Origin of the sequence: Edaphobacter sp. HDX4, from assembly GCF_036877565.1 — a bacterium.
In the GTDB taxonomy this organism is placed as follows: domain Bacteria; phylum Acidobacteriota; class Terriglobia; order Terriglobales; family Acidobacteriaceae; genus Edaphobacter.
Window position 1 is genome coordinate 371,828 of the sequence record NZ_JAEDXW010000002.1, and the last position, 22,748, is coordinate 394,575.

Genomic DNA, 22,748 nt, shown 5'->3' on the forward strand with positions numbered 1-22,748 from the left:
GTATTCGCCGATATCCGAAACCGGGGACGGCAACTTCTGTGATTGCTCCTGGTGGGCCCGGGCAGTGTCATACATCATCGAGAAAACGCTCCGCATCCTGCTGTTTGAATTCAACGCCGAGCCCTGCCCGGCTCCAGTCTGGGTGCATGCATCCATCACTTGAGGCAGGACAGAAGCCATCGAAGAGCATGCGTTCAATTCGCACGTGGTCGTGGAAGTATTCGATATGGATCAGAGGGCGTGCCGCGCAGGCAAGATGCATATGGATCGTTGGGCCGCAGTGTGCGGAAAGCGGAAGGGGATGCGCATCCGCGATTGCGGCTGCATCCATGAAGCCGGTGACGCCGCCGCAACGTGTACTATCGGCCTGAATTACATCGACCGCCCCTGAATCCATCATGTGGCGAAGATACATAGAATCCCAACCGTATTCTCCGGCCGCGATTTGCATATCTGCGGGAACGCGCTCGCGCAGCAGCCTGAGACCGGCCAGATCATCGGACGATACTGGCTCCTCAAACCAGGTTACGTGCTGCTCGTGGAAGAACTTCTCGCCGAAGAATAGAGCCTGTTTGGTTGAGAAGGCCCCGTTTGCGTCGACGAATAGATGGACTTCATCCCCGATGGCTTTGCGCGCGATAGCGACGCGATGAGGGTCCTGTTCCGGATCAGCACCGATCTTCATCTTGACGCGCCGAATTCCTTGCTCAACCCATTCGCAGAGCTGCCGCTGAAGCTGTTCATCGGTGTAGGTCGTGAAGCCTCCCGACCCATAGACCGGGGCAGCCGGCCGTGTGATGCCGAGCAGCTTGCCGAGTGGCTGGTTGATAAGCTTCGACTTGAGATCCCACAACGCGATATCGATTGCGGACAGCGCAGTCGCAGCGATACCCTGCCGTCCATAGTTCCGCTCTGCGATCCGCATCGCCGTAAAGATGGTGTTGATATCAAGTGCGTCTGCCCCGACACATTGCTTCTCGATGAGATCTCGAGCGACCAACACCGCGCTGGAATGCGTGTAGGTGTAACCGATGCCGGTTTGGCCCTGGGTCTGCAGCGTGATGACGACCATGGTAGTGCTGGTCCACGTGTAGGTACCGTCAGCCTCCGGACCGTCGGTCGGAATCGTATAGGACCTCGCGGTTCCGCCGCAGATGGTAGTGATAGATGACATAGAGAAGCTTTGGAGCAAATGTGTTTCAAACGATTTGGCGAACGGTGTCTTTCGCCGCGGTAAGCGCAATGCGGAGACGATGCGGCTCTCCTTTAAGGAGGGACTCGGAGAACTTCACTGCCTGCTCGGGCTTGATGCGCGCCGGCAGCATTGCAGTGTATTGATCGACCACGGCCTCGATCACCACGGGTCCGGGCATACTTAGGGCTCGCGCGAGTTGCTCGCCCGCCGTAGCGGGGTCGTCCACCAACACTCCGTCGGCGCCGACCGCTCTTGCAAGCGCGACAAAGTCGATGGGAAACAGCTCGCACTGATATTCAGGATTTCCCTGAAAGACCATCTGCTCCCACTTGATCTGGCCCAGGCTGTTGTTTTTGATCACAACGATCTTGATCGGAAGCTTGTAGGCAACAGCGGTGATAATCTCACCCATCAGCATGGTGAAGCCCCCGTCGCCCACCACTGCGATGACCTGCCGATCGGGAAACGCGACCTGCGCGGCGATGGCATAGGGCAGGCCGCACGCCATGGTGGCGAGATTGCCGGAGCAGGAGTGCATCTGACCGCGCTTGGCCTTCATATAGCGCGCCCAAACGGTAGTGTTTGTTCCTGAATCAGAGACGATGATGGCGTCTTCCTTCGTGAGTTTGTCGAGTTCATATCCGACAACTTGCGGCTTCATCGGTTTATCAGTGGCGGTGCCCTCAGTTTCAATGCGTTTCTGCCACTCTTTCATCGCGTCCTGGGCGTCTTCCAGGAAGCCACGACTGTCATTGCGGTTGAGATGCGGCATCAGCAGCTTCAAAGTCTTTTGTGAATCACCGACCAATCCCACCTCGACTGGCGCGCGGAGCCCGATGCGCTGAGCGTTCGAGTCAATCTGCACGTATTTACACTTGCCTGGCTCTGGCAGGTATTCGATGTATGGATAAGAGGTCCCGACCATGATCAGGGTGTCGCAACTCTCAAGCACCTCCTCGCTTGGCGCAGTGCCAAGCAGGCCAATCCCACCCGTCGTGTAGGGTGAATCATCCGGGACGCAGGCCTTGCCAAGGAGCGGCTTGACGATGGGAGCGCCAAGCTTTTCTGCGAGCTCGATGAGTTCCTCGCCCGCGTGTAGAGCTCCCTGTCCCGCCAGGATGGCAATCTTCTTGCCAGCATTAATGATGTCGGCGGCAGCACGGAGTTCTTCACTGGAGGGCAGGTTGCCGGAGACCGCATACTGAGTGGAGGTGTGGTGGGGAAGATTCCGTTCGGAGCGGCTCTGCTTGATGGGCTGCTGCTGGACGTCGATCGGGATGGTGATGTGCGCAACGCCGCGTTTATCGATTGCGGAGCGGATGGCAAGATCAGCAACGGGCTCCATGTGCGCACCGGACATCACCCGGTTGTTATAAACAGCAACATCGATGAACAGTTTGTCGAGCTCGACATCCTGCTGCGAGAAGGTGCCTGTCACGTCGTTGAACTGCATACCGGTGATGGCAAGAACCGGCTGCTGATCGAGTTTCGCATCGTACAAACCGTTCAGCAGATGGATACCACCGGGGCCCGAAGTGGAGAGACAAACTCCGAGACGTCCGGTAAACTTCGCATACGCACAGGCCATGAATGCAGCGGATTCCTCATGACGTACATGAATGAAGCGGATCTTATCCTTCTGCTTGCGGAGCGCTTCCATTACGCCATTGATGCCGTCTCCCGGCAAACCAAAGATAGTATCGACGCCCCAGTCAATGAGACGCTGTACAAGCATGTCCGATGCATCCATCATGAATATCTCCAGAGAGCAGCGCTGAGGGTATGGGGAAGCCCACTCTTCTTATGTAGGACGCGAGCTTTCGCCGAAAGGTGCGCTGGAACATCACCCGGGTTGCCCATTTTCATAAGACTTTGAATATGCAAGCGACCAATAGCGAGATCGATGAGTAGCTATTCACGGTTCTTCCTTCTAACAGGAGAGAATTTGCAGAAGACGGCCTCACACGCTGAGCGGGTATGTAGATGCATGTGGTGACAGAACCTGATCTGATCGTCAGACAATCTTCTTGTACGCAAGCCCGAGCAGTTGAGCAATCTTCTCAATCTGGCGCGCATGATGCCCCAATCCAATGGCGCAGTGATGAGCAGGTCCCGCTGCGTTCCACTGTTCGACGAAGCGACGAGCCCTCACTGAAAAGCGATATCGGCTGTTAGTATTGCCTATTTCAAGAATCGAGCCGGGAACACTCTCTCCCTCGGCGGTCAACAACTGGAAGCCCTTCTCACGATCTTCTGCGACGGAAAGCAGTGTAACGGGTCCGTGTTTCACAGACATCTCGACAGAGAGACCGTTGCCTACTTTGCCGTGATAGACACGAAGCGGTCGAACCCTGACTCTGTCCTGCGCAATGCCCGGATGGCCGGGCCCGTCATGGCCCATGAGTACAAGATCGTCCTTGAAATCGATGGCATAGAATTCCGTGAAGGAGCCTCCCGCACCCAGCAGATCCAAGATCTTCATTGCCACAGAGTTCTTGACCTCATACTCGCCGGCGACAGGAATACTGTTGCCGGTTAGAAGCGATGTCCCCAGGATGATCGAACTCATGGTGTCTTCGTTTTCGGGAACTCCGGTTCCCTTGTAGTAGTAGGCCATGAGATCCAGTCCATGGTTCTGTACAAGTCCGTCGAGGGCGACCGAAGTGCGTGCGGCGCGCACCAGCTCTTCTTCAGTGCAGTCATCCTCGATCTGGAAGAACTCTCGAAACGCATCCATCTTTCTTGCGATATCGTCGTCCCCTGCCTCTTGTCTAAGAGCACTCAGCTCGTCTACTTCCAGCATCTCGATATGAATCCCGAAACGGCCGCTGATCTGTGCAAGATCGGTAACGATGTCGAGCATACCGCTGTAGTAGTGGCCCATCAGCCCCAGCGTGCTGTGGCTGAGCGCATGCACGATCTCAGCTGCGCGCAGCCACTGCTCGATCTCGTCCCAGCAGGTGGGATCTTCATGCAGCATACCCGTGACCTGATGAAATTCGATGGATAGGCGGCTGAGGACGTTTGCGATCTCAGGGACAGGACATGCGCTGCAGTAAGCAAGCCACTCTCCCGTCATAGAGGTCCGACTCTTCAAGCGATTGAAGGAGTAATAGTCAATCGCGGCTTCCGGCTGAAGGTTCAGCAGCACGACAGGGACCCTGGCGCGAAGAACCACAGGAAGCAGCGTCGATGAGAGCGCATACGTCGTAACGTAGACCAGCAGGATGTCGATATCCTGCTCTCGGCAAGCGTGTCCTGCGGTTATAGCTTTCTGTGCTGAATCGATCAGACCGAGGTTGATGATCGTGCGTGAAGAGCCTTGCAGTTTGCCGCAAACGACATCGATGTATCCACGCAGCCGCTGCTCAAGGCCCTCAAACTGTGCCCAGTACGCTTCAAGTCCCAGTCCCATGAGCCCGACCTGCATCGCTCTCTGCCTGGATATCAAGTTCACTCCCATCGAGGTAAAGATCGCTCTCGATACTGAATCAATAAGGCCCGATCTATCTGGACTCGAGCCCATTTCGAAACAAGGTAGGAAAGGAGGTTCATAGGCTGTCTCTTCTCTACTCAGAGATCACAACAACCTCATTCGCCTCCAGCTTTACGACGCTCCCGGAAAACGGCTTCGATGATGGCGCATTATCACCGGTGGAGGGTGCTACACGCTCAATGGCTGCTGCCTTGAACGACGCCGGTATCTTAACCTGATCCTCCTTCAGCCGCTTATTCACGATCAGGATCTTCTTCCCATGTGAGGTCTGAAAGGCTTGTACCGAAATATCTCGGTCGTCATCCTTTGTGTCAACCAGCTTGTCGCCTGGGCCGAGTGTGTCCTTCAACAGTTTGAGCACCCAGAATCGTGCGTTAGGATCTCCTGTCTTATAGTTCATCATGCTGACGCTTGGGTACTGCGTCGGGTATCCGACCAGCTGTGACTCACCCACAACGTCGATTCCCATACGAGCGAGCTGTATGTAGAGATCTGCATACATTGCTCCAGCGAGATTCCAGTAGCCCGCAGGCTCGGGCTTTGCAATGTATCCGGGAATGCGATTACTCTTTCCGTCTTCCGGAAGGATGACACCAAGCTCGTCAAGATCAGTCCTGGTGGAAGGCGACAGTCTCTTTCGGATCGCCTCCACATAACGGACTGTATTCAGGAAGCCCTCTTCCTGATTAAAGAACGTGTATTGCCAGTTCTCAATGGTCTCCTCTGGAGCAGGGCCGGCATAGAAATGATAGGTGATGAAGTCCAGAGGCGCTCCTCCGTGATGATTCGCCGGATTCAGGAAGTATTCGAACATCTCTGGATCTTTACTGGGCGCTGCGAGGGCAAGTGCCATAAACTTTAGATCCGGATCCACCTTCAACATTGCGGCGCTTACAACGTCATAGAACTTCGTGTAACTCTCCGGGCTCCAGTGGTGTTCGAAGTCGATCTCGTTCAGCAGCTCCCAATAGGCAATCTTGTAGTGGTGGCCGGACTCGTGCCACTTCCCATTCTCATCATTGAACCCGCCTTTCGTGTACCAGCTGAGAAGACGCACATAGTAGCCGGCGACCTCCTTCATACTCGGGTCGCGAAGCTCGGTTCCCCGCGTGTAGTCCCAAAAAACCTGGTTCGGATCTGCTGGATAGGTGACCGGTTTGTCCGTCTTGTACATCCAAGCTGGAATCGTACTGAAGTTCATCACAACCGAATGGCCATCCGTTGCCTTCATAAAGTCTTCGAGCGTGGGGTCAATATGTGAGAAGTCCCAGGAGGTCTTGCCGTCCTTTGGAGCTTCCAACTCAGCGACAGCCTGCTTCGGATATGGAAGCCAGGGAACGTATCGGACGTAGTCTGCACCAAGCTCTTGTAGCGCCTTGAATGATGGATCGTGCAACATGGCACCCCGCAGCAACTGGGGATTGACCACGACCTGCAAGGTAGGTGTGGACCGCGACGTCTCCGTTGTTTTGCCCCAGTCAATCTGCAATCCCTTCGGCGAGTCTTGCGCGACTGCTGCGATTGTGAGACTAAGTCCGAGTGCAGCCGATAAAGTCAAATACTTCCCCAAAGGTGTCATCCCTCTTCCTCTTTTATGAATCAACAGACTGATGACGTCCTGTTACGAGCCAGCCTGCTGTTATCCCGCTTTCACCGTGCAACAGACTAGTCAAACCTTCTGGGTTATGACGAGCCGAAAACCGGGATTTTGAATATTTCATGTAATGAAATCACTATCTTGACGCTGGTCTCGTGTAGCAACGGGCAAATAGTGTTCTTTACAGAGGTAGAGAAGATGCTCCCTTCAACTCCAGAGGACCCCCTCTGTGCGATAAAATTTCACACAATGAAATTGCGACCATGGACAGATCGCCATGCTCTGCTGGAGTGCACGCAAACAAATGAAGAAGAGCCATCAAGCCGCGAACAAGCCTGAGGTACCGGTCGACTACTCGATACGTTCCGTTGTTCGTGCCTGCGACATCTTGAAATGCTTCGATCGTGGGGATACCGCTCTTGCTCTTAGCGATGTGGCAGAACGTACGGGGCTAAGTCGGCCAACAGCGTACCGGCTCCTCCAGACGCTTGTGAGTTGTGGCATGTTGGATATCCTCGCGAAGAATTCCTATGCTATATCGATCAAGCGCAAGCAGCGCCAGAAATATCGCTTTGGATATGCCTCCCAGACAGAGGAGTTTTCGTTCTCGCGCCTCGTCTCCGAAAGCATCCGCAGCAGCGCATACGACGCTGGTATCGATTTGCTGGTTCTTAACAACTGCTACAGCCCTAAGACAGCGATCCGGAACGCCGAGATCTTTGTTCGCGAGCAGGTTGACCTGGTCATCGAATTCCAGACAAACCAGCAGAGCGCCTCCGTCGTGGCTTCAAAGCTGATGGAGGCGGGAATTCCGATCATCGCTATCGAGATCCCTCACCCGGGCGCTGCTTACTACGGCGCCAATAACTACAGAGCAGGTGTGATTGGAGGGCATGCACTCGCCCAGGCATGTATTCGTGAGTGGAAGGGCGTGGTCGACGAGATTCTTCTTCTGGAGTTGCCGATGGCTGGACCGCTTCCTCGTTCCCGCCTCACCGGTATGCTCGCAGGCATAAGGGAACAGTTGCAGCGAGTGCCTGACCAAAAAGTACGCTTTGTCGACGGCAATGGTCGATTCGAGAAGAGCTTGGATGTGATCCGCAAGCACCTTCGCCGCAGCACCTCTCAACACATTCTGCTGGGGGCACTCAATGATCCAAGCTGCCTCGGCGCTCTCAGTGCCTTTGAAGAGGCTGGACGCGCAGAACACTGCTTGGCGGTAGGCCACAATGCCAGCATCGAAGCCAGAAAAGAGATGCGCAGGCCGGGGTCTCGTCTCGTGGGCTCTGTCGGATTCTTTCCAGAACGCTACGGAGACGCAGTCATCTCCCTTGCTATGGATAAAGTACAAGGCAAGGAGATCCCTTCCGCCTCCTTCATAAAACACCAGTTGATCACCTCAGAGAATGTGAATTCCTTTTATCCCCATGATGGCCTGATCGACTCCGGAGACGGTGATTCCCTTCTCTTCAGCCGGTCTTGAATCTAGGCCGAGGTAATCAACGCTCTCAATCATCAGGTCTACAGCAACCCCGACAACTGATCCTTCCAGCGGCTCTTTCGCAAGAATCGGCGACCCCGGAAACCAGGCGCGCATCCTGCAGTTCGTCGTCGAAGCGCGTTTCTGACCCAGCCGGCATTTCCAAAACAAGGAAGATGCTCCTCGTTTTACGATGGGGAGCATCTTCCGTGTTCACGCGAACTCGGCACTGCATACAGTCGCACCCCCGGCAAAAGAAGTACAACCAGTGCCGTTTCCATGCAGTTGAGCTTTGCTTTAGACTCCTGCTATGCCCAGACGTTCCACCACGCATCATCCCGAATCGTCGAATTCTGTGCGTCGGCGGGCATACCTCCTCATCCAGAGGAAGATTGCATCAGGAGAGTTGAAGGCAGGCACGCTGCTCTCCGAGTTGGCATTGGCAACTGAGTTAGGCAGCAGCCGAACCCCTATCCGAGAGGCGGTGGGCCAGCTCCTCGCAGAAGGACTTCTGGAGCTCAGCCCCGGAGGGGGAATAATCGTCACCCAACTGACACGTCAGGCTATTCAGGACCTTTATGAGCTTCGTGAGGCGCTCGAGGTATTCGCCGTAGGCCGTGTAGCGCAGAACGGCATTCGTTCGTCGGACCGGGAGCGCCTTAACCACCTGCTGGCTGAAACCCAGGTGCTCCTCAAAGAACTGAAATCCTCAGGGGCGCAGGAGCTCAATGCCGGGCAGATGAAGCGGTTTACGCTGTCCGACCTGTCCTTCCATGCTCTTCTCATTCGGCTCGCGGCGAATGCAAGGATCCTCAAAGTAGTCAACGAGACGCGCCTGATGATTCGCATCTTCGGAATTCAACGTAGCGGCCATAAGCGTGAAGAATTGGAACGAATCCATCGTCACCATAAAGACATCCTGCAGGCAGTCATCGATCAGGATGTCGACCGCGCCCGCAAACTGCTGGCGGATCACATTCAGGCCAGCGCGAACGAGCGGCTCGACGAGTTCGACCTTTGGGAGCGTGAAAGCCAATTGGCGGGATTGGATGCAATCGAAGCACTGCAACTCCAGTGAATATGCCGACATCCTGAGGGCTGGCATCCAGAAGCGATATTTGTCGACATACAGAATACGATTGTGGAACTTCAACTAGGCGGCGTAATCTCACAAGTATGGACAAACTCATTCGCGGCACACACGCGGCCGTCCTCACGCCCAGAAAACCTGATGACTCGATCGACTCCCTTACTTTTCGATCTCTCCTTAAATTCTTATTGAACGCAGGAATGAATGGCTTCGCCATCGGAGGCGCAACCGGAGAATTCTGTTCACTCTCTGAGGAAGAGCTGCGAGAAGTTCTTGATGTGACGTCGGAGATTGCAACCGGGGATACGGGGTTTCTGGTCGGGATCGGCGCGGCCGACATCAGCGGGACAATCCGCCGCAGTGAGATTGCGCGCAAAGCGGGGGCAAAGGGAGTTCTGTTGCCGATGCCGTACTTCTTCCCTTATGCGCAGGAGGATCTTGCAGAATTTGTCCGTGAAGTGGCAGCTACCGTGGACCTGCCTATCCTGCTTTACAATCTTCCGCAGTTCACAAGCGGACTCGAACCCGCAACTACGCTCGAACTGATTCAGGGATGCTCCAGTATTAAAGGGATCAAGGACAGCAGCGGTTCTCTTCAGACTCTGCGCTTGTTGAGCCAGGAAGCACCGGAAGCATGTCGCATCATTGGAAATGACGGTGCTCTGGCTCAGGCACTCACGGAGGGCATCGCAGATGCCATCATCTCCGGCGTCGCCTGCGTCTTTCCCGAACTCCTGGCCAGCATCTTTGAAGAGGGCGGTTCAGCTTCTCCAAAATGGGATGCCACAGTCACGGCCCTCGAAAACGTCCTTACCCAACTCAACAAAGTACCTACGCCCTGGGGATTAAAGATGCTTGCCGAGGTGAGAGGCATTGCGAAGGCCACCTTCCCGCTTCCATTGTCGGAGGGCAGAATACGCGTTCGCGACGAGATGGCAGAATGGTACCGACAAAACTGCGAAGATCTGCTCGTTGGAGTACCTGTCCCCTCCCAGAGCGATCAGAAGGAGAGTCTGTGAAGAGAGAAATGTTTCTGGTTACAAGTGGAGACCTGAGACTTGCCGCAAACCAGATATGTTGGCCGGCGCAGCGAGATCTCGAAGAGAGACTGATCTCCGTTTTTGCTGATATGGGGGTTACTCTCCGCAGAAGCTTCCCCGTCGATACGTTGCAAGGCCATGGCTTTATCTCAAGTCAGCGTATGGGCATGGATGTCTTCGCCACCATACCTCCAGAGGCTCCACTGATCTTCGCCACTGCTGCATGGCAATATACCCATCACGTCTTGCCGGGAATGCGCTTCCACCGTGGTCCCATTCTCACCGTCGCCAACTGGTCCGGCAAATGGCCCGGTCTGGTCGGTCTGCTGAATCTGAATGGATCCCTTGTCAAGGCGGGTTTGCCGTTTTCAACGCTCTGGAGTGAATCCTTCGATGATGCGTTCTTCCTTGAAGCCTTACGGAAGTGGATCGATAGTGGCGCAATCCATCATGATCTGTCGCACGTTAGAGATTTGGACGAGACACTTCTTCCTTCCGACATACGTCAGATCGGACAAGAGCAGGCCACAGCTCTTCGCGCTCGAAAAGCAATCCTTGGAGTCTTCGACGAGGGCTGCATGGGAATGTACAACGCCATCATCGATGACGAGATCCTGAACCCGCTGGGAATCTTCAAGGAGCGTCTCAGCCAGTCAGCTCTCGTGGCACGAATGAGAACGGTGACAGATGAGGAAGCGCAAGGCGTTCGAAGCTGGCTTGATACGCGCGGGGTCCGATTCGTCACTGGCTCGGAGGAGGCGACCCAGCTTACAGACGCACAGATCCTCGCTCAATGCCGGATGTATATCGCTGCCATGCGCATCGCTGCGGACTTCTCATGCGACGCCATTGGAATCCAGTACCAGCAGGGACTCAAGGATATGGTCCCCGCCTCTGACCTTGTAGAAGGTCTCCTCAATAACCCGGAACGGCCTCCGGTGTACTCCCAGCAGGGCGTAGAACTCTCTGCTGGCGACGCTCTTCCCCACTTCAATGAAGTAGATGAAGGGGCCGCAGTCGACGCTCTCGTAACCAACCGCTGTTGGAAGGCTCTGGGCCTCGATCCCTCGACCACCCTCCATGACGTTCGCTGGGGTGAGACGCTCGACATTGATGGACAAAAGCAGTTCGTCTGGGTTCTTCAGATCTCTGGCGCAGCTCCTGCCAGCCACTTCCGCAATGGTTATGCTGGAGCCGTCAGCGAGCGCCAGCCCGCCATGTACTTCCCCTTGGGCGGTGGATCTCTCAAAGGAATCGGCAAGGCAGGAGAAATTGTCTGGAGCCGTGTCTTCGTCGAAGATGGTGCTCTGCATGCCGATATCGGCCGGGGTACGGTTGCCGATCTCTCCGATGCTGAGACGGAACGGCGTTGGCGAGAGACGACCTATCAATGGCCCCTGGTAAATGCAATCTTCCACGGAATCGGGCGGGATGCTTTCATGGCCCGTCATCGTGCTAACCACGTGAGCATCGCTTACGCAGAGGACGCCGCCAAAGCTCTCGGAGTAAAAGCCGCCATGCTCTCCGCCCTTGGGGTCAAGGTACATCTATGTGGCCACATCGAGGGCCTAATCTAGGCCGTCTGCAGCGATCGGTCGACGCTCATCTCCCGAGCCAGTAGGAAGAGCATGCCTGAGAGCGCCAGGTAGATCACCGAAGTGGCGCTGAGGCATGCTCCCAACCCGAACTGCCGGGTGAATGCGCCAATTAGGATGGGAGCAAACCCGCCTCCGAGCCAGCCCAAAGAGTTCATCACACCAGCTGCGATTCCTCGCTTTTCGACTGGGATGACATCGTAAAGGGATGCCCAGATATTGGCGTCGTACATCCCTTTGAAGAAACCGAAACCGATCATTCCTCCGATCAGCCCGCCCATGCTCACCGATGAGCCGATGAGAAACAGGAAAGGAACACCTCCCAGCAAACCGATCGCTTGTATCCTCTGTCGCCCCCCGCTTCGCCGGGAAGCAAACTGATCGGCTAGTACACCTCCCAGCAGAACACCCAGCACCGAAGCGATCTGGAGATAAACCGTACTGCTGATCCCAGCGTTTCCTAAGCTCATATGAAACTTTTCAAGCAGAAATGTTGGCAGCCAGGTGAGGAACACAACCGCAACAAAATTTGCTCCCATAAACGTAAGAATCATTACTGTCACTCGACCTGATCTGAGAACGCTGCTCACGCCGCGGAAGAAGTCCGTCAAAGGATCGGCAGCTACGGCTCTGGATTCAATCGCTGCAGGCCGAAGGAGAAATATCAGGGCTGCGGCGAAGATAATTCCAGCAACGGCAAACAATAAAAAACTGATACGCCATCCATGCTGTTCGGCTACAACGGCCGAGATCGCGCCGCCTCCAATAGTTCCCGCGTAGACACTTGACTGATGGATGGCCATGGCACGAGAACGTGTCGCAGCTTGATGCGCGGCTCCAATCAGAGCCATCGCCGCAGGAAAGTAAAATGCCTCACCCAGGCCGCCGAGTGTTCGCACGACAAGAAGTGGTTCGTAACTGTGGCAGAGTGCGGTCGCTCCCGTAATGGCAGACCAGAAAGCTAACGCGCCAACCAAAACGACCTTCGGAGAGATCCTGTCGACAACCCAGCCCGCAAATGGGCCTGCGAGTGCGTACATCCACATGAAGCATGAGGCCACCACGCCAAGTTGAACAGGGCTCAGTCCCATCTCCGACTTGAGCAGAGGGAATATGGAAAATATCGCCTGTCGATCGGCGTAATTGAGGAAACAGACGACCCATAAAAGCGCGACCAGCACCCAGGGATAAAAGCGTTGCATTTCAATCTCCAGTCGCGGAAACTGCTTTGGATGAATCGTAGTCTCGAATCGATTCGTCTATGCTACTTTTCGAGATTTGCACCAGTCAAAAATTCTATCTGTCGGCAGACACACGGAGACCCAGGGAATGACTCTTGAAAGAAAGCGCGGAACGATCGCCATAATTCTGGGGATCGGCATCCTCGTCAACTACTTCGACAGAGTTAACCTCTCCATCGCTCATGATGCGCTGCAACAAACTTTCGGGATCTCTGACATTATGTTCGGCTACCTGCTGGGAGCCTACAGTTGGACCTATGCTCTTATGCAGTTGCCAAGCGGATCGCTCCTCGATCGCTTCGGCGTGCGACGTGTGATGCTTGTGTCCATCGCCTTATGGGCAATTGCTTCCGGAATGGCAGCCGTAGCTCCCACCATCGGGTTTCTGTTTGCAGCGAGATTTCTGCTGGGAATCGGTGAAGCACCTGCCTTCCCTGCCTGCGCCAAGGCAATCGGGTTGTGGTTTCCGCCAAAAGAGCGAGGCGTGCCTACAGCGGTGTTTGACGCTGCCGCAAAGCTTGCCATCGGGTTGGGAACTCCGGTGCTGGGGCTCATCCTGCTCTACTTCGGGATGCGTGCGAATTTCGCAGTAACAACGCTCCTGAGCGCTCTCTACGCTATCCTGTTTGCCCACTTCTATCGTGACCCCGTCGCTCCCCAGACTGCAATCCCGGCGACCGGTTCGGAGCCCATGGCTGCATCTTTGGGGATCACTGCTCTCTTGAGGGAGCGAAAGGTGATAGCGGCGGCCATCGGCTCCGGCGCTTATAACTACTGCTTCTATCTGCTCCTCACATGGATGCCCTTTTATCTGCAGAAGGGCCTAAAAATGACGGGCCGACAGTCAGTCCTGTGGTCTTCTGTTCCATGGGTCGCCGCAGCCGTAGTGGGGTTTGGCGTAGGAGGAATGCTGACGGACGCCCTCGTCCGGCGCGGCTACGACTCCAGTAAAGTGAGGAAATCTATTCTGATCGTCGGTACAGGCATGGGAATCTTTGTGCTTGCCCCTGCCTTCTTCCAGCAAGCGCATCTTGTTCTCCTCTGCCTTACCCTGTCTCTCAGTGGTCTGTCAGCCGCATCCCCCGTGCTCTGGACTCTCCCTTCCCTCCTGGTCCCGCCAGGCAGTACGGGAAGAGTAGGAGCCATCATGAACCAGTCCAATCAGATCGCAGCGATCATCGCGCCGATAGCGACCGGCTACCTGACTACCTGGACCCACTCTTTCAAAGCAGCCTTCCTGGTCGCTGGCATCATCATCGTGATCGGCGTCTCAAGCTACATCTTTTTGATGGGGCGAATCGAACCTATTTCGGCCGCTCACGTTGATAACAGTCTCATTGTTTAGGAGTCGCTGTCGGAGAAGCAGGAAGAGCTCGCGTGGCCCCAGTCGAGATGCCTCCATCGACCAGTAAGGTCTGGCCGGTCACATAGCGGCTCTCCTCAGATGCCAGAAACACCACAGGACCGTCGAGGTCATCCGGCCTTCCCGGACGCTTGAGCGGAATCCGATCGCAGAGGTACTCGACCCACTCCTTGTTCTCGTACATGATCTTGTTCTGTGATGTCTTGAACCACCCCGGTGCGAGACAGTTCACTGTAATGCCATGCGGTCCCCAGTCATCTGCAAGGCTCATCGTCAGCTGCCGGATCCCACCTCGACTCGCTCCATACGGTCCAAGCCCCGCATATCCGGCAACAGAGGTAACAGACCCGATGTTGATGATGCGGCCATATCCTCGCTCCATCATTCCCTTTGCCACAGCTTGTGCCACAAAGAAAGATCCACGCAGATTCGTATCTAGAATGCGATTCCAATCATCCCAGGTCACATCGATCGCCGGTTTGCGGATATTCATCCCTGCGTTGTTCACGAGGATATCGATCTTGCCGAAGATGGACGAAGCCTCTGCAACCGCGCTGCGGATCGAGTTCTCTTCGCTGACATCCAGCGAGACGGACCCACAGCGGCACTGCATGCCCTGCAACTCCTCTTCAAAAGGCTGCAGGGTCTCCTTGTTGCGGCTCGTCAAAATCAGATCAGCCCCGGCACGCGCCAGCGCTCGCGCAAAATATTGACCCAGTCCACGGCTTGTTCCTGTCACAAGAGCAACCCGGCCCGATAGATCAAAGTAAGGAGTTCTTCCAGATGTAGAAGCGGTCTCAGCCTGCATCATTTAGCAATCCCGTTTGAATTCGGAGTGATGATAATCTTCATCAGATTCGGCTCTTTTCTGTAGAGGCGATCGAACGACTGCGGTCCCCTGGAAAGCGGTTCCACGGCACTAATCAACGAGGAGACATCGATCTGCCGTGATGCCATCAGCTCGATCGCTCTCGGGTATTCTCCCGCTGATGCCGCAGAGCCCTGCAGCCGAATCTGACGCGTGACCACTGCCTGAAGTGGTAGCGAAACCTGTGCTTCGATATTTCCAACCAGCGTGACCGTTCCACCTTTGCGGACCGAAGCAATTGCGGTGTTTACCGTCGTTCCAAACCCCACCGCTTCGAAGACGTGATCGACTCCATCCGGAAACTTCTCCTGGATAACAGTGGAGGCATCGGAGCCTTTTCCTTCACTTTGTAAGTGAATCCCCGTATGCGCACCCGACCTCTTCGCCGCTTCTACTCTGCTCTTATCCGGATCCGCCACGAAGATATGCGAAGCTCCTTCTACACGGAGAGCCTGCACAATGAGGGTCCCAATCATGCCCGCGCCCAGAACCAGTGCCGTCTCACCGCGTTGGATCTTCGAGACGGCGACAGCATGCAGGGCAACCGAGACAGCCTCGATCATCGCCGCTTCCGTAAACGGCAACTCGGCTGGTAGACGATGAAGCACTCGGGTCGGAACCGCAAGATACTCCGCAAAGGCTCCGTGTCTTCGATAGTCCTTGCACGACACGCCGAAGACCTGCCGCGAATCGCACAGGTTGACATCCCCACGTTTGCAGTATTGGCATTGGCCGCAATAGAGGGTCGAGTCGAACGTCACTCGATCTCCCTCCTTCCACTCAGTGACTCCCGCGCCGATCTTCTCGATCACGCCCGCCGCCTCGTGGCCCATGATCAGAGGCGGAATCCGTCTGCCAGAGGATCCATCGTAGCCGTGTACGTCACTCCCGCAGATGCCGCACGCCTCGATGCGCAACAAAACCTCTTCCGGACCAGCCTCTGGTACAGGAAAATCTACGACCTCGAGTTGCCGGTACTCCGACAGTAAAAGAGCATTCATGGCTATCAAATGTACACGAGTGGGGCTACTCGATGTGGCTCAGCTCAATTCCCGCTCTCACGCAACATCGCACTCGCCCGGCTCCTGTTCTTGCGCTCGCAGGCAGTCTGAACTACTAGTACTGCCTGCACGAACCACCCACTACTTACAGGAGCTGAGTTTCGGCTCCGGCTATTCGAAGCTTACCGACCGCCCATTTGCTTGCCTGGTCGACTACCCCAGAAGATGAAGCTTCCAAAACGTGTCGACGTCACGATATCGACGGCCCCATCGTGATTCAGATCGACAGCCAGAACATCGGAACCCGCACCTGAGTGATTATCGATCAGCTCCGGGACCAGTCTCGCTCCACCCGCAGCCTTTGGATCCCTCACAGTCTTGTACCAATACAAGACTGGCGCACCCCTGGGATCAGGATCGATATTTGTATCCAGGTGCGAGAAATATCTCTTTCCGACCACGAAATCCATCAGCCCGTCGCCATCAACGTCGGCGAACGTGGAACCATGAAGCTCGGTGAACGTCACCCCTCCAGCGTTCTTTGTGGAGAAGTCGTCCATCACCATATGTTCGACAAAAGAGATCTTCTTTTGGGCGTCTCGCTTCTGCTCAAACCATGCCAGTCCAAAGCCATGAGCATCCAGCGAAGTTACGATATCGTTGTAGCCATCTCCGTTGACGTCATACACAGCCATCACGCTCCCGCCCATAATGCCGCGAGCGTACTTCGCGAAAGCTGCTGGATGGTATGCCCAGGGCCCATTCGCCGCACCAGCCGCAGGCTGTTGCCACCATCCATATGCATTTACGATATCCATTCTCCCGTCACCATCGATATCGCCCACGCCAATACCATGTGCGGCCCCATAGCCATCTTCTGAGACGGTGTGGATGATCCACTTGCCCGTTGGATTGCTCGGGTCAGGCTTTGCATACCGGACCCGACCCTCTCCCGAATACACCAGCTCTGGCTGACCGTCTCCGTCTACATCTCGCAGGACGGCAATCTCGCTCTGCACGTGATCGACAACGGTGTACTTATCCCATCGCCTGTTTTCATTCCCTGGGTTGACGTAAAGATGCACGCCCGGCCCCCCGCCAAACATTACGGTGATTACGTCCGGCCAGCCATCGCCCGTGAAGTCGGCTGCATACTGCATCGTTCCCTCAGTCGCAAACTCCGTCGTCGGGTTCGCTGGCTGGGCAAGGTAAATCTCTCGGGAGGTCAGATAATTCGGACCGTAGTAGATATAGGGACCTGCCACGACATCCATTGCACCATCGTGATTGAAATCGGCTGCCGCCGCTCCCCACGAGTAGTAGAAGTCACTGAGCTGTTGCTTGCGAAATCTTGGAGAAACCTTCCCTACTTCCCTCGTCTTCAGAGAAGCATCTCTTACGCCGCTGTGCCGAAAGCGAACTGTCGTTCCCGCACCCACGTACAGTGCAATCGGGCCGTATCCCTCCTGTACCATTGACCCATATTCGCGCCCGTTGTTCAGGAACGAACGCGCCGTATTTGCATCGACAAAAATCTCAAGCACGTTCCAATCACCTGTGCGTCGCTCGCTATCGGGCGGCACCAGCGGCAGATCCGCCGGTCGCGTCATTCGCATCGGAGGACGTGGCGCATTTGTGTGCGCCGTAGGTTCCGGAGCTACTCTGTACAACCCTCCCCCATCTACGAGGGCAGTCCGGTCAGTGATCTTGCCCGTGGTATCCGTGACCACGCGAGATGCTGTTGGCTTCGACTCGCTCAAAGAGATGTAGGAACCGGCAAGAGAGCCGTCCTTCTGTCTCTCCGCACGAACCAGGATGCCGGCGTCGCACTTCTGTTCGCATTCGAACTCTGTATAAAGATCAAGGTCCTGATACGAGTGATCGAAGATTAACCATCCTCCCGTATCGTTGCCCTTCCCGACCAACTGGCCGTCCTCGCTACTCCAGCTTGCCTGACCCAGGGTCTTCCATTGATGAAGGTCATCCATGTGGACGCTGGAATCAGGATGAAAAGAGGGGCCGGTCGCAGAGCATGGAACTGCGCTGAGCATGCATAGAATCATTCCAAACCAAAAGCAACGCATATCCCTCCAGGTATCTGTCACCACGCTTGAAAAACTCTTCATGTCAGCGATCGAGTCTCGGGAGAACTGCTGATCTCCAACTGCGATCGCCTGTTGCACAAAGAGACATTGCAATTGCGTATAAAGAAACAAGCGAAATGTTAGAGACTCATCCTCATTGCGTCAAGCACAAGCTATAACTCGGTCTTCTCGGTCCCGCAGTTGACCGCGAAGAGAGCCTTGGCCCCAAAGAAAAAGGCCGCGCTATGTGCGCAGCCTCTTCCCGTCTTTCTAACTTGGAGATTAGTGGTTGCCCCCGCCCTGCGGAGCTCCACTGCCACCGCGGCGACCACCACGTCGGCGGCGACCACCACCCCCCGGGCGGCGCTGGCCTGCTGGTGCACCCTGTCCTGCTGGACGAGGTCCTCCCTGCGGGACTGCGTCGGTGCGGTCGGTGTTTGGCTCGTCCTCGCCTCCCTCATCGTCTTCGTCGAATTCTTCATCGTCTTCGACTCCCTCTGGCTCACCAGCCGGTGCCTGCGGTGCGCGTCCATGTCCCTCACCATCAGGGCCCGGCGCGCCCGTGGGTTCAGGCAACCCGAGTTTCGCACGCTGCTCGCGCAGAACTGCCTTGCGTGAAAGCTTAATGCGATTGCCTTCGATCGCGAGAACCTTGACCAGGATCTGATCACCTTCACGCAGTTCGTCTTTCACGTCCTTGACGCGATGCTCGGCAATCTCGGAGACGTGCAACAGACCGTCGGTTCCAGGGAAGATCTCGACGAACGCCCCGAATTCAGCCAGCCGGACGACCTTGCCCAGGTAGGTCTTACCCACTTCAGGCACCGCCGTAAGGTCGTTGATCATCTGGATCGCACGCTCAAGACCGTCTGGATCGCTGGAAGCCACATTCACGCGGCCGGTATCGTCCACATCGATCTTTACACCCGTCGCCTCGATGATTCCGCGAATCACCTTACCGCCCGGCCCAATCAGGTCGCGGATCTTGTCCGTGGGAATCTGCATGGTGTGAATGCGAGGTGCGAACTTGGACTTCTCCTCGCTCGCCCCGGCAATCACCGCGTCCATCTTGTCCAGAAGGAAGAGGCGTCCACGCCGGGCCTGCTCAAGGGCCTCACGCATGATCTGCGGCGTGATTCCCATGATCTTGATGTCCATCTGCAGCGCAGTGATGCCGTTACGCGTTCCCGCTACCTTGAAGTCCATATCGCCGTAGTGATCTTCCGCACCTGCGATATCGGTCAGGACGGCGTAATTCTCGCCTTCCTTAACCAGACCCATGGCAACACCGGCTACTGCGCCCTTCAATGGAATACCTGCCTGCATCAAGGAAAGCGATGCGCCGCAGACCGTTGCCATGGAGGAGGATCCGTTCGACTCGAGAATGTCGGAGACCACGCGTAACGTATAAGGCGACTGATCTTCGCCCGGGAGCACAGCCTCGATTGCCCGGTAAGCCAGTGCGCCATGACCGATCTCGCGACGGCCTACGCCCGTCATCCTTCCAACCTCACCGACTGAGAAGGGTGGGAAGTTGTAGTGCAGCATAAAACGCCGCTTGACCTCGCCCTCGTAGCTTTCAAGACGCTGTGCGTCATCCGGTGTTCCAAGCGTTGCCGAAACGAGTGCCTGGGTCTCACCACGCGTGAAGAGTGCCGAGCCGTGTACGCGAGGCAGTACACCTACCTCGATTGAGATCTCACGGATCTCATCGAAGGCGCGGTGATCGGGACGAATACGATCGTTAAGCACCTGCTCACGGAAGATGTTCTCGCGCAACAGTTCGAAGTACTTGCTCAGCTTCTTGGCTGCGTCCGCATCGCCTTCAGGAAGGTCACGCTTCAACTCGTCCTTCAACTCCTTGACCTTGGCATAGCTGTCGAACTTGGGATGCTTCTGCGTGTCGAGGGCATCTGCCAGGCGGGTTCCAATCTTTGCCTTCAGAGTGTTCAGGTACTCGGTATCGGTCTCAATCGCAGTCACCAGGCGCTTCTGCTTGCCTGCACGCGAAGCCAGATCCTCAATTGCCGAGCAGATCTTCTTGATCTCGCCATGCGCAAACTCGATCGCATCGACCACGCGCTCTTCAGGAATCTCCTTGGCGCCCGACTCGATCATCACGATGCCGTCTTTCGTTCCGACCACCATGATGTTGAGGGTGCTCTTCTCGCGCTCCGAGTAGGTCGGGTTCACGATGAACTGATCGTCGACGATACCAATGCGGACTGCGCCCACAGGGCCGTGAAACGGGATGTCGCTCAGTGCCAGAGCGCAGCTGGCGCCGTTAATTCCGAGAACGTCCGGATCATTCTCCTTGTCTGCGGAGTAGACAAAAGCCACAACCTGCGTCTCGTTACGGAAAGCCTCCGGAAACAGCGGACGGATCGGACGGTCGATCTGGCGGCTGGTCAGAATCTCCTTCTCGCTGGGACGTCCCTCACGCTTGATAAATCCACCCGGGATGCGTCCACCGGCGTACGTAAACTCGCGGTACTCAACCGTAAGCGGGAAGAAATCGATGCCTTCCTTGGGATCGGGTGAGGCTACAGCCGTGGCGAGAACAACGTTATCTCCGCTCGTGGTCAGCGCAGCGCCAGAGGCCTGTTTCGCCATGCGCCCTGTCTCAAATTTGATCTGCTTGCCGCCGGCAAGCTCTACAGTCACGTCCTGCTTCATAGTCAGTCTCTCTCTCTTCGCTATCGATTAATTCGGAAGTCGTATTCGCGCGGTCCATCCGGACGGGCGCGAAAAAGCGCAGCTCGCCTTCGGTCTCCTTCAGACCGTCTGCGGGCTGCACTTTCTTGAATGATTGATGGAATACCTCGGCATGGCTGACTTGCAGCCTGCGGCCTTCATGGCGAATCGTTCTCCTGCCACGAGTGCCATGGTTACCGGCTCCCGCCACAAGGCGCCCTTAGGCCCTGCACGAAACCTGCCGCCGGAATGAAACGGGCCGAGCATGCTTCCATGGTTTTGAATGATGTCTCCGGGATGCGGTTACTTGCGGATACCCAGCTTGCCGATCACCTCGCGGTAGCGGTCGGCATCGCACTTCTTCAAATAGTCCAGCAGACGACGGCGCTTGCTCACGAGCATCAACAGCCCGCGGCGCGATCCGTGGTCCTTTTTATGAGTCTTGAAGTGCTCGGTCAGCTCGCCGATGCGTTCACTCAGAATCGCGATCTGAACCTCGGGGCTCCCGGTATCGGAATCGTGGGTGCGAAACTTCGTAATGATATCTGTTTTCTTAGCAGGTGCTAACACAGCTTTCGTATACTCCTGATCTTCTTCTAGTCCACTCTTAGTGTCCCAGTAAGGATAGCATTGCCGTCCCGCAGGAGCAATTTCCCGCGACTCTTTCTAAGTACCTCTTGTTCGAGAGTTTTCAGCCATGAATAGCAGCTCTCAACCGCCATCACCGTCCTGTGCATATCCCCGCATCTCGCTGAGCCATCGCGAAAATCGAAGAACCTGTCCGCGCTCACCCCACAAAAGTTCCCAGAAGTCTTTTGCCTTCAGCGAGTCAGCCTTCTTCCCCGAATACGTCTCAAGCCTCCACCGCAGATACGGACTGCGCCATGGAGCCAGGCGATACCCCTTGGTCGCCTTCCACAGAAATCGGATGCCATCCACCACATCACCAGTGTACCTTTGCCTGGAGACTCGCATGAATCCCCTTCAGCAGCTGAAATCCGAGCTTGATCGGTCTATCAGCGACCTTTCTGCTGCCCAGATCCTGGAGCGCCCACCCGCTAGCCCCGACCGCTGGGACATCTATCAGATCGTCCAGCATCTCCTGCTGACCTACTCCTCTACCTCGGCTTCAATTGAGGGCAGGCTCGAGAAAGGCAATCCCACCCGCTCCACCGCGACCCTCTCCCAACTCACCGCTCGTCTCGTGGTGCTGCAACTCGGATTCTTTCCCGGCGGACGCCCGGCTCCGTCGCTCGTCACGCCCTCAGCCATCCCACCCGATCCGGTTGTTGACGGCAGGCAGCTGGCCAGCGCTGCAGCAGCGGCCCTCGATTCCATGGATGGCGTTCTCAACTATGCGCAGAGCCGGTTCGGGGCCGTCCCCTGCCTCTCTCACTTCGCTCTCGGTCCTCTTAGCATTACTCAATGGCGAAAGTTCCATCTCTTGCACGGACGTCATCACATCCGCCAGATCTTCGCCATCCGCCGTCCATACGGCTTCTAGCTCGCGTCTTCATCCAGATCTTCCTCGACCCGCAGGAATCGGCGTATGTACTTCAGCGGTTCTTCCGCCACGGCCATCTCGCGCAGATGATAGCGCCACACATCGTCTCTCGCGCTCCGGCGCGTATAGGCCTTGCGAGTCACCACACGCACGCTTCCATCCGCCATCGCTCGTTTAAACGTCTGTGTTGGGACTTGAAAGGTCATCAGTTCGCCAGCCTTCCAGAAGTTCTGCGCAAACTCATGCGAAAACAACAGCGCGTAATACCGCCTCTCAGATGCCAGGGTCTCGAAAGCCTCCTCGGAGCTCGTCCACGAGCGTCCGAGCCTCGAGATGTACCATTTCTTGAAGGGAAATCCGTTCGAGTGTGCCTGTCCGACAAGCACCTGCAGCAGTTCCAATCTTGTCATCCAGAATCCTTCCGCTTCGTCTTCGAGAGATACTGCCGTCCAGTCTTTCCCTTCGTAAACGCGATAGTCTACGAGTGGAGGCGTCTAAAC

General features: G+C 56.0%; 18 protein-coding genes. 6 read left to right on the forward strand and 12 right to left on the reverse strand.

The genetic code is table 11. From position 1 onward, the window contains the following. Positions 1-67: 67 nt before the first annotated feature. From JAO29_RS03950 to JAO29_RS03965, 4 genes are all read right to left on the reverse strand, one after another. Positions 68-1,174, reverse strand: coding sequence for an enolase C-terminal domain-like protein (locus tag JAO29_RS03950; RefSeq protein WP_334266872.1), 1,107 nt, complete (start codon positions 1,172-1,174; stop codon positions 68-70). 25 nt (positions 1,175-1,199) lie between these two features. Further along, positions 1,200-2,948 (reverse strand): thiamine pyrophosphate-dependent enzyme, encoded by a 1,749-nt coding sequence (locus JAO29_RS03955; protein ID WP_334266873.1) that lies wholly within the window; start codon positions 2,946-2,948, stop codon positions 1,200-1,202. A gap of 261 nt (positions 2,949-3,209) precedes the next feature. After that, on the reverse strand, positions 3,210-4,625 hold the full coding sequence (locus JAO29_RS03960) for an arabinose isomerase (protein WP_334266874.1): 1,416 nt from the start codon (positions 4,623-4,625) through the stop codon (positions 3,210-3,212). Positions 4,626-4,764: 139 nt separating this feature from the next. Further along, a complete protein-coding gene (locus tag JAO29_RS03965; RefSeq protein ID WP_334266875.1) occupies positions 4,765-6,270 on the reverse strand; it encodes a glycosyl hydrolase family 39 in 1,506 nt (501 codons plus the stop codon). 322 nt (positions 6,271-6,592) lie between these two features. Here JAO29_RS03965 and JAO29_RS03970 point away from each other — a divergent pair, with 322 nt between their 5' ends. From JAO29_RS03970 to JAO29_RS03985, 4 genes are all read left to right on the forward strand, one after another. Beyond that, positions 6,593-7,771 carry a substrate-binding domain-containing protein gene (locus tag JAO29_RS03970; RefSeq protein ID WP_334266876.1) on the forward strand — a complete coding sequence of 393 codons (1,179 nt, stop codon included), beginning with the start codon at positions 6,593-6,595 and terminating at the stop codon, positions 7,769-7,771. A gap of 307 nt (positions 7,772-8,078) precedes the next feature. Then, the gene (locus JAO29_RS03975; RefSeq protein ID WP_334266877.1) at positions 8,079-8,846 is read left to right on the forward strand and encodes a GntR family transcriptional regulator; all 768 of its coding nucleotides are present in this window, start codon (positions 8,079-8,081) and stop codon (positions 8,844-8,846) included. 98 nt (positions 8,847-8,944) lie between these two features. Then, complete coding sequence (locus JAO29_RS03980; protein ID WP_334266878.1) at positions 8,945-9,877, forward strand: dihydrodipicolinate synthase family protein; 933 nt, start codon at positions 8,945-8,947, stop codon at positions 9,875-9,877. Between the two features lie 8 nt (positions 9,878-9,885). Then, entirely contained in the window at positions 9,886-11,475 is a 1,590-nt protein-coding gene (locus tag JAO29_RS03985; RefSeq protein WP_334266879.1) for a fucose isomerase, read from the forward strand. Here the strand turns inward: JAO29_RS03985 and JAO29_RS03990 are convergent. Further along, on the reverse strand, positions 11,472-12,695 hold the full coding sequence (locus JAO29_RS03990) for an MFS transporter (RefSeq protein ID WP_334266880.1): 1,224 nt from the start codon (positions 12,693-12,695) through the stop codon (positions 11,472-11,474). The two genes, JAO29_RS03985 and JAO29_RS03990, sit on opposite strands and share 4 nt — an antisense overlap. 127 nt (positions 12,696-12,822) lie before the next feature. On the opposite strand from JAO29_RS03990, the gene JAO29_RS03995 reads away from it, so the two are divergent. Then, a complete protein-coding gene (locus tag JAO29_RS03995; protein ID WP_334266881.1) occupies positions 12,823-14,079 on the forward strand; it encodes an MFS transporter in 1,257 nt (418 codons plus the stop codon). Here the strand turns inward: JAO29_RS03995 and JAO29_RS04000 are convergent. From JAO29_RS04000 to JAO29_RS04025, 6 genes are all read right to left on the reverse strand, one after another. After that, entirely contained in the window at positions 14,069-14,908 is an 840-nt protein-coding gene (locus JAO29_RS04000; RefSeq protein WP_334266882.1) for an SDR family NAD(P)-dependent oxidoreductase, read from the reverse strand. The genes JAO29_RS03995 and JAO29_RS04000 overlap by 11 nt on opposite strands. After that, positions 14,905-15,966: a zinc-dependent alcohol dehydrogenase gene (locus JAO29_RS04005; protein ID WP_334266883.1), complete on the reverse strand. Its 1,062-nt coding sequence runs from the start codon at positions 15,964-15,966 to the stop codon at positions 14,905-14,907. Before JAO29_RS04005 ends, JAO29_RS04000 begins: the two co-directional genes overlap by 4 nt. Before the next feature lie 182 nt (positions 15,967-16,148). Beyond that, entirely contained in the window at positions 16,149-18,017 is a 1,869-nt protein-coding gene (locus tag JAO29_RS04010; protein ID WP_334266884.1) for an FG-GAP-like repeat-containing protein, read from the reverse strand. 315 nt (positions 18,018-18,332) lie between these two features. Beyond that, complete coding sequence (pnp, locus tag JAO29_RS04015; protein WP_334266885.1) at positions 18,333-20,726, reverse strand: polyribonucleotide nucleotidyltransferase; 2,394 nt, start codon at positions 20,724-20,726, stop codon at positions 18,333-18,335. Between the two features lie 321 nt (positions 20,727-21,047). Then, positions 21,048-21,314, reverse strand: coding sequence for a 30S ribosomal protein S15 (gene rpsO / locus JAO29_RS04020; RefSeq protein ID WP_334266886.1), 267 nt, complete (start codon positions 21,312-21,314; stop codon positions 21,048-21,050). A gap of 141 nt (positions 21,315-21,455) precedes the next feature. Next, on the reverse strand, positions 21,456-21,719 hold the full coding sequence (locus tag JAO29_RS04025) for a hypothetical protein (RefSeq protein ID WP_334266887.1): 264 nt from the start codon (positions 21,717-21,719) through the stop codon (positions 21,456-21,458). Here JAO29_RS04025 and JAO29_RS04030 point away from each other — a divergent pair. After that, positions 21,718-22,248 carry a DUF1569 domain-containing protein gene (locus tag JAO29_RS04030; RefSeq protein WP_334266888.1) on the forward strand — a complete coding sequence of 177 codons (531 nt, stop codon included), beginning with the start codon at positions 21,718-21,720 and terminating at the stop codon, positions 22,246-22,248. The genes JAO29_RS04025 and JAO29_RS04030 overlap by 2 nt on opposite strands. Here JAO29_RS04030 and JAO29_RS04035 read toward each other — a convergent pair. Then, positions 22,245-22,658: a hypothetical protein gene (locus tag JAO29_RS04035; protein ID WP_334266889.1), complete on the reverse strand. Its 414-nt coding sequence runs from the start codon at positions 22,656-22,658 to the stop codon at positions 22,245-22,247. The genes JAO29_RS04030 and JAO29_RS04035 overlap by 4 nt on opposite strands. Positions 22,659-22,748: the final 90 nt, after the last annotated feature.